The organism is Streptomyces sp. LaPpAH-108 (assembly GCF_000373625.1).
Taxonomy (GTDB): Bacteria; Actinomycetota; Actinomycetes; order Streptomycetales; family Streptomycetaceae; genus Streptomyces.
The window spans coordinates 253954-266150 of sequence record NZ_KB891995.1 but is presented as its reverse complement, the minus strand read 5'-3'; the positions used below and the strand labels follow the sequence as shown (position 1 = coordinate 266150).

The window sequence follows — 12197 nt, the reverse complement described above, 5'->3', positions numbered from 1 at the left end:
GTCAGGGCTCCTCGCTTCCCACTGGGCTCCGTCCGACCACCGGACCCGTCATGACGGCGCCGGCCGACCCTTCGAGGGCCGGCCGGCGCCGTCATGACGGTGTATGCGCACCTGCCATGTCCGGCTTACTTGACGCGTGTCTTCGTCAGGGCGATCGGCTGGTCCGGCCAGCAGTCGAGGTGGGCCTCGCCGTCCCAGTTCGAGGAGATGAACGTCCAGCTGAACCCCGGGTCGTCGTGAGAGGTGCCGCCGAAAGCGGTGTTCAGAGTGGTCTTCTTCGCCGGGGCCTTCAGCGTGAAGGTCACCTTGGGCAGGTCGAAGGGGACGTTGGCCGCAAACGGTCCGGCGGCACGCAGCACGGCCTTCGTCCCGTCGACCTCGAGCGACGGAGTACCAGCGGTGCCACCGTCGGCGACCTCGGAGGAAACGACCTGTGCCCCCGCGGGCAGCTTGAACTGGAGCGCGACGTTGCTGACTTCCTTGTTGTAGGCGGGGTTCGGGGTGATGGGAGCGGGATCGAGGGTGACGTCGAAGAGGGCACCGGGGCGGACGGTGGCCGGGGCGACCGCGTCCACGTACTCGCTGTAGGCCAGACCGGTGGTGGTGCCGACACGGCAGTCGAAGTAGGTCTTCACCGGCGCCGCCTGAGCACCGGAGGTAGTCACTATCAGAGCGCTCAGAGCCAGCGGGACGGCGAGAGCTGCGGTGCGAGTGCGCATGACAAACATGACAGTTCCGTTTCCACTGAAGGATTTGATGGCTGATACCTGCATGCGGCACGGCGCGATGTCGCCGCCACCGCGGACCGGTCGGGAGAAGGCGGCCGACCGGTATGACCCGAGGTCCGAGAAGCGATGCGGCCTCATCCGCCGACCGGGTCAAGAACTGTTCCGAGGCATGGCCTCAGACTTCCGCGGTCCGCCAGAACCCGGGATGCTCGCGATACCAGTCGACCACCGCGCGCAGCCCGCTCTCGATCGGCCAGCGGGGTGCGTAACCGAGCTCTTCCCGGATCTTGGAGTCATCGATCGCATAGCGGAAGTCATGGCCGAGCCGGTCTTCCACCTGGCTCACCATGTCCCAGTCCGCCCCCAGGAGCCGCAGGATGCGCACGGTCATCTCGCGATTGCTCATCGCGTTGCCGCCGCCGACGTTGTAGATCTCACCGGCCCGCCCCTTGGTGAGTACCAGATGCAGGGCCCGGCAGTGGTCGTCCACGTGCAGCCACTCCCGCACGTTCCGCCCGTCCCCGTACAGCGGGACCTTACGGCCGGTCAGGAGCCGCGTGACGAAATTCGGGATGAGCTTCTCGGGGTGCTGGCGCGGGCCGTAGTTGTTGGAGCAGCGTGTGACACGTACGTCCAGGCCGTGAGTGCGGTGGTAGGCGCGGGCGATCAGGTCGCTCGAGGCTTTGGAGGCCGCGTAGGGGGAGTTGGGGAGCAGTGGGCTTTCCTCGTCCCAGCTTCCGGACTCGGCCGAGCCGTACACCTCGTCCGTGGAGACATGAAGGACGGTGGCCACTCCGTGCCGGAGCGCGGTGTCGAGGAGCTGCTGGGTACCCATGACGTTCGTCCGGATGAACCCGCCGGCCTCGGTGAGGGAACGGTCGACGTGGGACTCCGCCGCGAAGTGCACGATGGCGTCGTGCCCCGGTACGGTCCGGTCGAGCACCTCACGGTCGCAGATGTCGCCCTTGATGAACGTGAGACGGGGGTGCGCGGCGGGCAAGTTGTCACGCCGCCCCGCGTAGGTCAGGCGGTCGATGACCGTGACGGTGACGTCTTCGGACTCCGGGTAGCCGCCGGCGAGGATCTTCCGCACGTAGTGCGAGCCGATGAACCCCGCACCACCGGTGACCAGGACCCTCATGCCGCCACCTCCGCCTGTGTGTGGTCTCCGATGATGAGACGGCGGCTGGTCGGATCGCCCGGGCGTACCGCGGCCGAACGCCCGATGAGCGAGCCGGACAGTCTGCGGACTCCCTGGATGGTGACCCCGTCGAGGACGATCGAGTCGCGGATGCCGGCGTCGTCCAGGACGCAGTCCCTGCCAAGGGCGGTGTACGGACCCAGGTCGCTGTCCCGGACCACGCTTCCCGCACCGACCACGAGCGGCCCGACGAGCCGTGAACGCTCCACGACCGCGCCGTCCTCGACGACCACCGGGCCCTCGACCGTGCTGACGGTATCCATCCCACCGCGCATCGCCGGACGCAGCCGGTCGAGAAGCACCCGGTTGCAGTCCAGCAGATCGTCGGGGCTGCCGGTGTCCTTCCAGTATCCGAGGTATTCGTCCGCGACGACTCGGTCGCCCCGGTCCACCAGGTACTGGATGGCGTCGGTGATCTCCAGTTCACCGCGCGCGCTGGGTTCTATGGCCCGGACCGCTTCATGGACGGCGGGAGTGAAGAAGTAGACCCCGATCACCGCGAGGTCGCTGCGCGGCTGCGCGGGCTTCTCCACCAGGGCGCGAACCCGCCCGCCGGAATCGACCTCGGCCACACCGTACGCGCGTGGGTCACCCACCTTGGTGAGCAGCAGCCGGGCGGCGGACGGGTCGGCGCGGAAGGCCCGTGCGGAGTCGGCTATGCCCTCGGCGAGGATGTTGTCGCCCAGGTACATCACGAAGTCGTCGTCACCGAGGAATTCCTCCGCGAGCGAGACACAGTGGGCGAGCCCCAGCGGAGCCGCCTGCGGAAGATAGGTGACACGCAGACCGAAGGCGGAGCCATCACCGACCACCGCCCGGATCGCGTCGGCGCGGTCACCCACGACGACGGCCACCTCCTTGACGCCGATGGCGCGGATGTTCTCCAGGCAGTGCACCAGGATCGGCTTGTTGGCAACGGGCACCAACTGCTTCGGCATGGAATAGGTGAAGGGACGCAACCTGGTCCCCATCCCTCCGGACAGAATCAGCGCCTTCATGGCAACCCTTCACTCCTACCTTCGCCCCTGGCCGCGTGGTCACGGGCCTTGGCCACGCGCTCGATTCTGTGCGGTCCACCTAGAGGGCGTGTCCAATCCAGCTGGACTCCGGACCTGGACGTGGGGGTGAACCGCCGGGAGCCCGGGCACGGCGAAAGGGGCCGACCATGGGTCGGCCCCTTCCAGGACGTGCACGCGGGGGAAGTAGTACACGTCCGGTACCAGGGCGGGCGCCACGCGCCCGCTCGGGCGGATGCCGCGGACTCAGCCCTTTCCGGCGGGTTGCTTCCCCGTCTCCTTCGCATCACCCGGCGCTGCGGCTCCAGGGGTGTCCCGACGCTTCTCCTTCGGCACGACGGCAAGGAAGAAGGCGATCAGCAACATGACCCCGCTGACCACGAAGACCGTCTGCATGGCCTCGGCCATACCCTCCAGGAACGGCCGCGCGAGCCTTGGGTCAGCCTGTTCCAGGAAGGAACTGTTGTCGAGCGGCACGGACCCGTCACGGGCCTTCAGCAGAACCTGGTTGGCGGCCTGACCGGTCACCGACGGATCGCGGAGCGCCGCCGTATAGGCGGGATCGGTGGCGGCATCCCGGTAGGCGGCCGTGACCCTCTCGCTGACCGCCCCGAAGAACAGCGACAGGAACACCGCGATACCGGCAGTACCACCGATCTGCCGGAAGAACGTGAACGAGCCCATACCCGCGCCCATGTACTGCGGGGCCACACCGGTCTGAATGGCGATGAGCATGACCTGCCAGCACAGACCGATTCCGAAGCCCATCACCCCAGCGGCGATGCCGGTCTGCCATAGAGGCGTACCCACATCGAGGGTGCCGAAGCCGAATGTCGCGATGACCATCAGCACGAGACCGCCGAGGAGAACGGTCTTGTACCGGCCCGCCTTGGTGACGTAAGGCCCCGAGATCCGGCCGGCGGCGACGATGCCGAGCGTCTGCGGAAGCATCATCAGCCCCGCCTGGGTCGGGGACAGACCCTTGACCATCTGGAGGTAGAGCGGCAGTACGGAAAGCGCTCCGAAGACCGCCGCTCCCACCAGGATGTTCACGCCGTTGTACAGGGAGAAGAGCGGGTTCCGGAACATCGGGGTGGGCAGTAGCGCAGCGTCTCCCGCCCGCCTCTGCGCCAGCAGGAACAGCACCAGACCGAGGGCTCCGACGCCGAAGAGCGTGAGCGTTCCCGAATCGGTCCAGCCCCACACAGGCCCCTGCTCAACGGCGAAGAGCAGCGGCAGGAGGCACGCGATCAGTGCGAGAAGCCCCGCGATGTCGAATTTGTGCTGGACACGGTTCGGCTGCGCCCGGACCAGCGAAACGATGATCAGGGCAGCCGCCACGCCGATCGGTACGTTGATGAAGAAGGCCCAGCGCCAGCCGGTCGCACCCAGGAAGCTGTCGAGCCCGGCGAAGAAGCCACCCGCCACCGGGCCGACGACCGCGGCCACGCCGAAGACCGCGCCGAACCACGCCTGATAGCGGCTGCGTTCGGTGAGCGGCACCAGGTCGGTGAGGATCGCGAACGCCAGACTCATCAGACCGCCTGCGCCCAGGCCCTGGATGCCCCGGAAGACCGCGAGAGTGGTCATCGACTGGGCGAGACCCGACAGCACTGAGCCGAGCACGAAGATGGCGACCGCGGAGCAGTAGACCGGCCGACGACCGTATATGTCGGACAGCTTGCCGTAGAGAGCTGTCGTGATCACCGAAGTGATCATGTAAGACGTGTTCGCCCATGCCTGCTCGGACAGCCCGTTGAGGTCGTCCGCGATCGTGCGCAGCGCGGCGGAGATGATCGTCTGATCAAGAGCCGACATGAACAGGCCGAGCAGAAGGCCGGCCATGATCCACCTGATTCTGCGCCGGTCCAACGCTGTGGCACTCGAATCGGGCGGGGGAGAGCCCGGCTTCGCTGTCTCTGTCATCGGGAGTTTCTTCCTTCGGGTTCGACGGGGCTGTCGGGACATCGAGAGAGGAGTCGGCGGCGCCGGCCCAGGATGAAACCTCTAGTGCACTAGAGGTCAAGAGGGATGGTGCGGGACTCCACTAGGACTTCTCTCAATTCCCTCTCGGGCGAGCCCGCGCCGGCCCGCCCGGGTGATCACCTCCAGCGCGCTCGAGGCAGGCTCGACCCGCGCTCCGTAGCGTGCGCGGCCATGAGATTCCTGTTTGTGTCCGGAGGAAGCGCGGGAGCCGTGTTCCCCATCACCCCGCTGGCGCTGGCCGCGCGCAACGCCGGCCACGAAGTGATCGTCGGGGCCACGGAGAACGTGATGCCGCTGGTTGCCGCGACCGGTCTGCCGGGTGCCGCGATCACACCGCGGACCATGTTCGACTTCATGCAGCGCGATCGGCACGGCAACCCGCTGGAAATCCCCAAGGACCCGCACGAGCGCAACCTCTTCAACGGCCGCGGCATGGCCCGCCTGGCACTGGGCAGTCTGGAGGGCCTCGTCCCGCTCGTCGAGAGGTGGCGGCCGGACGTACTGGTCGCGGGCGCGCTGTCGTACGCGGCCCCCCTGGTGGCCCATCAGTTCGGCCTGCCCTGGGTACGGCACGCGCTCAACATGGGGGAGCCGTCCATCATCGACCTCTCCGCCGCCGCGGAGCTGGCTCCCGAGCTGGAGGAGAGGGGCCTGTCCGGCATTCCGGATCCGGACATGTACATCGAGATCTGTCCGCCCGGAGCCCGGCGCCCGGACGCCGGACCCGCCCAGTTCATGCGGTACGTGCCCTTCAACACCCAGCGGGAGCTGGAACCCTGGATGTACTCGAAGGGCGACCGTCCACGCGTACTGGTCTCGGCGGGCAGCCGGGTCACCGCCGATTACGAGGCGGATGCCTTGTCGGCACTCGTGGACAAGGTCGCGGGACTGGACGTGGAACTGCTCATCGCCGCGCCCCAGGCGATGGCGGACGCCTTGGGTGAGCTGCCGGACAACGTACGGGCGGGCTGGCTGCCGCTCGACGTCGTGCTGCGCACCTGCGACCTGCTCGTCCACCGGGCCGGAGGCAACACGATGCTGCACGCGATCGTGTGCGGGGTACCGCAGCTGGTGATCCCCGCGATGCCCAAGCAGGTGGGGATGTCCGAGCGGCTCGCGGAGTACGGTGCCGCGATCATGCTGACCTCGGGCAAGGACGACTCGCCCGACAACGTGGTCAAGGCGTGCCGGGAACTGCTGGAAGATCCGTCGTACCGGGCCAGGACCGATGAGCTGAGGCTGGAGATCGCCGCTCTTCCCGCACCCCATGAGGTGACGCTGAAGATCGAGGATCTGGTGCGCACTCATGCCGGAGGGTGACTTCACAGTCCGAGGGACCGTGAATCTGTCATGCCGGATTGGTGACGAGGTCACTGTTCTCTGATCAAGGGATGTTCACACAATCCAGCCGAGAGAGCGCGTCACGGCATCCGAACCCACATCCGTACGAACGTCGACCGTGGAACTGCTGGAATTCTTGGAAGGAGCCCCATGAACCAGACCCTCGCCACAAGCCCCGACTGGTCCTTCGTCCTCACCGAGCCCGCGCCGGGTTCGAGCACACTGACGATCGAGGACCTGGATGCCCCGGACCTCGACACGACCGCGCTGTTCACCCTCTGCGTTCTGACCCCTGAACCGGGTGATCCCGCCACAGCCTGACCGCGTCGGCATACGCAGAGGGGGAGCAGTGGGCGAAGAAGAGACACCTCGAATCGGGTGGCGCAGTCACCTGCGCTGCTTCGTCGCGTCGGGTGAGGCGGTGTACTTGGCCTCGGGTCAGGGCCTGCGCGTCGTACGTGGCACCGCCGCCGAGACTCTCGCCCCTCTGCTCGACGGCACCCGCACGCCGACGGAGGTACTGCTCGCGGCGATGGCGAGCACGGGGGCCTCCGGCACGACCGTCGTCCCGGGGCGGCCTCATGACACGAGGACCGTTCCTGCGGCCTCCCCCGAGCCCGCCCACCCGTCCGCGGACGAACTGCGTGGCGCGTTGTCGGAGCTGTGGTCGGCCGGACTGCTCCGCGCGTTCGTCCCACCGGACGAAGAATGCCGTGACCCGTCGGCCGAAGCGTTCTGGGACATGCTCGGCACGGCCTCACCGCCACGGCCGAAGGTACGGATCACGGTCCTGAGCGGTCCGGTGTCCGCCGAGGAGGCGCGAGCGGCGTGTGCCGCGTCCGGTCTGGACGCCCTCGTCGACCCGACGGACACTGCCGTTCCACGTCCTGCCTTGGACGACGCTGCTGTCCTGCTCGTTCTCTGCGCCGATCACCTCGACTCGCGTATCGCCGCGATCGATGCCCGTCAGCGCGCGACCGGGCAGCCCTGGCTCCTGGCCAGGCCCGGCGGTCCTTCCTCCTGGACCGGCCCCCTGCTACGGCCTTCCGAAGGAGGACCCTGCTGGCACTGCCTCGCGGCCCGCTTGCGCATACACGACAGCTCGGAAGACGTGCTTCATCGGATTCTGGGCGATGTCGGCCCGGTCGCCCGACCCGACGCCTCGCTGGCCGCCGGGCGGGCGATCGGCCTGCACACCGCTGTCCTGGAGCTGGCCAAGTTCCTCGCGGGTGCGCCATGTTCCGCTCTGGACGCCGTGCACGTGCTCGACATGGTCACGCTCGATGCCTCCTGGAACCAGGTATCCCGACTGCCTCAGTGCCCTTCCTGCGGTGACCCCGGACTCGTCACCGCCCGGATGTCCGCTCCCTTCCTGCCCCGGTCCCGCCCGAAGGCCGCCGGAGCCGGGGACGGACATCGGGCGATGGCACCGGAGGAGGTGTGGGAGCGCTACCGCCACCTGGTGAGTCCTCTCACCGGTGTCGTACGCGAGGTACGACGCGATCCGCGAGCACCCTCGTTCATCCAGTCCTGCCTCTCGGGACAGAATCTGGCGATGCGTGCCCCGGCGAGGAACGGCCACAGCGCGGGCCTGCGCACCCTCAGCGGCGGCAAGGGGCTGACCGAGCAAGAGGCCAGGGTCGGCGCGCTGTGCGAGGCGGTCGAGCGTCATTGCGGCACCCGACACGGCGACGAGCCCGTGGTCCACGACAGTTTTCGAGCTCTCGGTTCCATCGCCGTGCACCCGGACACGGTACGGCTCTACGACCCACGCCAGCTGCGTGATCGGGACACCTGGAACTCGTCAGGGTCTCCCTTCCAGTACGTCGGGCGTCCCTTCGACGAAGAGGCACCCCTGGACTGGACACCGGTGTGGTCCATGACGGACGGCGCCCAGCGGCTCCTGCCCACCTCGCTCCTCTTCTTCGACATGGACCCCGGCTCACCGCTGCGCGCCGACTCCAATGGAAACGCCGCGGGCTCCAGCCGTGAAGACGCCTTCGTCCAGGGGTTCCTGGAGCTGGTGGAACGTGACGCCGTCGCCCTCTGGTGGTACAACCGCACCCGTGCTCCGGCCTGTGACCTGGACGCCTTCATCAACTCGGGCAGTGCCTGGATCGAATCGCTGCGCAACGGGTACCGGTCACTGGGCCGGGAGGTCTGGGCGCTCGACCTCACCTCCGACTTCGGCATTCCGGTGATCGCCGCGCTGTCCCGCCGAACCACCGCCCGGGCTTCCGGGCAGGCCGAGGACATTCTGTTCGGCTTCGGCGCCCACCTCGACCCGGCTGTGGCGGTGCGTCGCGCACTCACAGAGATGGGGCAACTGCTGCCTGCGGTCATCGACGCCCGGCCGGACGGCACGGGTTACCGAGTCGATGACCGATGCGCCGTCTCCTGGTGGCGCAGAGCCACCGTCGGCAGGAACCCTCATCTGCTGCCTGATCCTGGCCTGCCACGGAGCGGACCGGACCACTGGGCGTACGAGCCGCGCGCGGATCTCCGCGAGGACGTCACCGCGCTGACGGAAGCCGCCCGTGCTCGGGGACTGAACGTACTCGTGCTCGACCAGACACGACCTGACGTGGACCTCCCGGTCGTCAAAGTCGTCATACCCGGGATGCGTCATTTCTGGCCACGTTTCGCGCCAGGGCGCCTCTTCGACGTGCCGGTCGAACTCGGCCGGCTCGACGAACCCACACCGTACGAACTCCTCAACCCCACGCCGCTGTTCGTCTGACCCGTACGGCATCCCTGCGGCGCCGGTGGAACCGGCGGGCTCGCTACCTGCGGCGGACTCCACACCGGCGGAAAGTTCGCCCCTGCCGTCATGTCCCGGAACCGAGGCTGCCCGGTCCGATCCCACGAGGTCGGCCCGGCATCGCGTCTCCGTTAATCCGAACAACGCTGCGATACCTTCCGGTATGTTCTCAGTCCTACGCAGAGAAGTCGGCGCGCGCTTGATGAACTCACGTGAGCAGAGGTTCGACGAGTTGGACGACACCACCCGGCTGCTCCGTCGCGAGGACTCGAACGTACTCGCCCCCCGCCTCGCACGCACCGTCCTGCTGACAGCGTTGATCGGCTACTCGCTGGTCACCGCCGTGAACATCCTCAGCGCCGATCGGACACCGACCGAGGCACTCGTGGGATTCACGTCCCTACTGGTGGTGTCCTGCCTCCAGTTGGCGCACTCACGGCCGAGCGCCAGACAGCGCTCCTATCGTGACCGCGTCATCACGCTCGGCATCCAGGCGCTCTTCTGTTTCGTACCGCTCACCCTGTTCCACGCGGCATGGGGGGCCATGAGCGGTTTTCTGGCCGGATCCGTGCTGCTGTTACTGCCGACACGCGTGGCATGGCCCCTCTACGGCGCGATCGGCATCGCACTCTTCACCTACACGGTGGTGACCGGCCACACGCTCCTGGACAGTGTGTACACGCTGGAGGCCACGCTCATCACCGGATTGGTCGTCTTCGGCCTCACCAGCCTCGCCGCACTGGTGAGCCGACTGCATGCCCAACGCGAGGAACTGGCCCGCCTGGCCGTGGCCAACGAGCGCCTTCGATTTGCCCAGGATCTGCACGATTTACTGGGGTACAACCTGTCGGCGATCACACTCAAGACCGAACTCGTCCGCCGCCTGGTCCCCGACATGCCTGCCCACGCCCGCAACGAGACCGATTCCATTCTCACCCTGTCCCGCCAGTCCCTGGCCGACGTGCGTCAGGTGGCCACCGGCTACCGGAACATGTCACTGCATCAGGAGGTGGCGGTCACGCGATCGATGCTGGAGGCGGCAGGCGTGAAGGTGGAAACCACCATCGAGGCAGACATGCTCCCCGAAGACGTCGACGCGGTGCTGGCCATTGTCGTGCGCGAAGGCATCACCAACGCACTTCGGCACAGTCAGGTCCACCACTGCACCATTCGGTGCCGTGAGCAGGACGGCGTCGTCACGCTGACCCTGGGCAATGACGGCGTCACCGGCGAGGAGCGCGTCCCCGCTCCGACATCGGAACCGGGACCGAGCACGGATCGTCACCAAGGTGCCCTGAGCGAACCCGGGGGCAGTGGTCTCGGCAATCTGACCCACCGGCTGACCCGGATCGGCGGCAGCCTCACCATAGAGAAGGGAGCAGATGACTGGTTCCGGGTGACCGCCCGCGTCCCGCTTCTTCAGCGTCCTCGAAAGGCCATCAGTCTCTGAGCCGGTCCGCCCACCGGGTGCCCGTTCGTCGCTGGAATCGATTACGGAGGTTCCACAGCAGAAACTGAACCGAGCACGATGAAAATACTGTGCAAACAGTCAAGTACGGGGGCTCACACAGTGATTCGCATATTGCTGGCTGAAGACATGGAAATGGTCAGAGGAGCATTGGTGGCGCTGCTCGGACTCGAGGACGACCTGACAGTCGTGGCCGAAGTGGAGCGCGGCGACCAGATCCTGTCCGCTGCTCGACGGACCCGGCCCGATGTGGCCATCATCGATATCGGCCTTCCCGGAATCGACGGCATCAAAGCCGCGGCGCTCCTCTCCGAGGAACTGCCCGACTGCCGGACACTCATGCTCACCAGCCTCTCCCGGCCCGGTGTACTGCGGCGGGCCCTGGACGCGAAGGTCGCAGGCTTCCTGCCCAAGGATTCTTCGCCGCAGGACCTGGCCGAGGCGGTGCGCCGTATCGCCGCCGGCCATCGCGCCATCGATCCTCAGCTCGCGCTCGCCGCCTGGGACAGTGCCGAGAGCCCCCTCACCGAACGGGAGATGGAAGTGCTGAGACTCACGGCACAGGGCGACGAAGCTCCCGAGATCGCCGCCGAGCTCCATCTGTCCTCCGGCACCGTCCGGAACTACCTGACATCGATCGTGACCAAACTCAACGCCCGAAATCGGGTTGACGCGGTTCGCATAGCCCACGAATCAGGCTGGCTGATCTGAGACTCTCATGTCTCAGCCTCCTATCCTCAGCAACTGCCGGCCCGCCTGCCCCGGTTCAGCGGTCAGCTCGAGCTCCGGTTCGCCGGCGAGAATGGCCCTGTGCAACCGCTGAAGCCGGGGCGAGGGCTCGACCCCCAGTTCCTCGATGAGCGTTCCGCGCAGCTCCTGATACGCCTCCAGGGCTCGCCATGCGCCGCCGGAACGGTAGAGCGCGGTCATCAGCTGGGCAGCCAGGTTCTCGTTCATCGGGTGACGGGCGACCAGCATGCGCAGCTCGGCCAGCAGCGAGGCGTGTCGGCCCAGCAGCAAATCGGCCTCGATGCGCTGTTCCAGGGCCCTGGTGCGCTGTTCCTCCATCCCCAGCACCTCCACCGCAAGGACACGACCCACCGGTACATCCACCAGCGCCGTCCCCCTCCACAGCCCGAGCGCTCGCTCCAGCAGCAGGGACGCCGCCTGCGCGTCGCCCGTCTCCAAGGCGGCCGAGCCACGCGCCGCGAACGACTGGAACTCCCTCAAGTCGTTGTTCTCCGGGCGGACCGCCAGACGGTAACCACCGAAGCAGGTGGTGAGCACGTCCTTCGCGTTCAGCCCCGGCGCCTGCGCCGTACCGGTGTGTCCGGCCCGTAGCGCGGTCGTCATCTGCCGCCGCAGATGGAGGATGTACGTCTGCAGCGTGGTGGCCGCGCTTTTGGGAATCGCTTCCCCCCAGATCTCTTCCATCAGCGTCGGTACGGTCACGACGCGTTCCGCCCGTATGGCCAGCAAGGCAAGAAGCTGGCGCGGCTTACCCGCACTGGGAACGATCGACTGACCGTTCAGACGAACTTGCAACGGTCCCAGAATCCCGACATCCATGACACTCCCCCAGAGCTGTCCAGCGTGCTGTGGACTGGCGATCGTGGTGGTACCGGTATCGACGATCGCACGGCTTGAGCGTGTCACCCAGTGCCACATTCATGGAGTCGGAGATGACCAATTCACT

The 12197-nt window shown here is 67.3% G+C and carries 10 protein-coding genes; 5 read left to right on the top strand and 5 right to left on the bottom strand.

From position 1 onward, the window contains the following. Positions 1–125: 125 nt before the first annotated feature. The 4 genes from B079_RS32390 to B079_RS0120205 all read right to left on the bottom strand — a co-directional run bounded on the left by B079_RS32390 (position 126) and on the right by B079_RS0120205 (position 4790). Positions 126–719: a hypothetical protein gene (locus B079_RS32390; RefSeq protein ID WP_158685029.1), complete on the bottom strand. Its 594-nt coding sequence runs from the start codon at positions 717–719 to the stop codon at positions 126–128. A 184-nt stretch (positions 720–903) separates the two neighbouring features. Further along, complete coding sequence (rfbB, locus tag B079_RS0120215) at positions 904–1869, bottom strand: dTDP-glucose 4,6-dehydratase (protein WP_018547652.1); 966 nt, start codon at positions 1867–1869, stop codon at positions 904–906. After that, complete coding sequence (locus B079_RS0120210) at positions 1866–2927, bottom strand: glucose-1-phosphate thymidylyltransferase (protein WP_018547651.1); 1062 nt, start codon at positions 2925–2927, stop codon at positions 1866–1868. Before B079_RS0120210 ends, rfbB begins: the two co-directional genes overlap by 4 nt. Before the next feature lie 264 nt (positions 2928–3191). After that, a complete protein-coding gene (locus B079_RS0120205) occupies positions 3192–4790 on the bottom strand; it encodes an MDR family MFS transporter (RefSeq protein ID WP_199779942.1) in 1599 nt (532 codons plus the stop codon). A 312-nt stretch (positions 4791–5102) separates the two neighbouring features. Here B079_RS0120205 and B079_RS0120200 point away from each other — a divergent pair, with 312 nt between their 5' ends. The 5 genes from B079_RS0120200 (at position 5103) to B079_RS0120180 (ending at position 11212) form a co-directional block, all read left to right on the top strand. After that, positions 5103–6251 (top strand): glycosyltransferase, encoded by a 1149-nt coding sequence (locus B079_RS0120200; RefSeq protein ID WP_026248879.1) that lies wholly within the window; start codon positions 5103–5105, stop codon positions 6249–6251. Between the two features lie 171 nt (positions 6252–6422). Further along, positions 6423–6593: a hypothetical protein gene (locus tag B079_RS35260; RefSeq protein ID WP_018547648.1), complete on the top strand. Its 171-nt coding sequence runs from the start codon at positions 6423–6425 to the stop codon at positions 6591–6593. Positions 6594–6693: 100 nt separating this feature from the next. Beyond that, complete coding sequence (locus B079_RS0120190) at positions 6694–9012, top strand: TOMM precursor leader peptide-binding protein (RefSeq protein WP_018547647.1); 2319 nt, start codon at positions 6694–6696, stop codon at positions 9010–9012. Between the two features lie 253 nt (positions 9013–9265). After that, complete coding sequence (locus B079_RS32385) at positions 9266–10483, top strand: sensor histidine kinase (RefSeq protein WP_158685027.1); 1218 nt, start codon at positions 9266–9268, stop codon at positions 10481–10483. Between the two features lie 78 nt (positions 10484–10561). Continuing rightward, the gene (locus B079_RS0120180; protein WP_051095211.1) at positions 10562–11212 is read left to right on the top strand and encodes a response regulator; all 651 of its coding nucleotides are present in this window, start codon (positions 10562–10564) and stop codon (positions 11210–11212) included. A gap of 12 nt (positions 11213–11224) precedes the next feature. Here B079_RS0120180 and B079_RS0120175 read toward each other — a convergent pair whose 3' ends face one another. Further along, positions 11225–12070, bottom strand: a complete 846-nt coding sequence (locus tag B079_RS0120175) for an AfsR/SARP family transcriptional regulator (protein WP_018547644.1) — start codon at positions 12068–12070, stop codon at positions 11225–11227. Between the last annotated feature and the right edge of the window lie 127 nt (positions 12071–12197).

Coding starts and splice junctions, on each gene's coding strand:
- B079_RS35260 (WP_018547648.1), top strand. CDS start 6,423: ATGAACCAGACCCTCGCCACAAGCCCCGACTGGTCCTTCGTCCTCACC.
- rfbB (WP_018547652.1), bottom strand. CDS start 1,869: ATGAGGGTCCTGGTCACCGGTGGTGCGGGGTTCATCGGCTCGCACTAC.
- B079_RS0120200 (WP_026248879.1), top strand. CDS start 5,103: ATGAGATTCCTGTTTGTGTCCGGAGGAAGCGCGGGAGCCGTGTTCCCC.
- B079_RS0120205 (WP_199779942.1), bottom strand. CDS start 4,790: ATGGCCGGCCTTCTGCTCGGCCTGTTCATGTCGGCTCTTGATCAGACG.
- B079_RS0120180 (WP_051095211.1), top strand. CDS start 10,562: ATGAAAATACTGTGCAAACAGTCAAGTACGGGGGCTCACACAGTGATT.
- B079_RS0120175 (WP_018547644.1), bottom strand. CDS start 12,070: ATGGATGTCGGGATTCTGGGACCGTTGCAAGTTCGTCTGAACGGTCAG.
- B079_RS0120210 (WP_018547651.1), bottom strand. CDS start 2,927: ATGAAGGCGCTGATTCTGTCCGGAGGGATGGGGACCAGGTTGCGTCCC.
- B079_RS32390 (WP_158685029.1), bottom strand. CDS start 719: ATGCGCACTCGCACCGCAGCTCTCGCCGTCCCGCTGGCTCTGAGCGCT.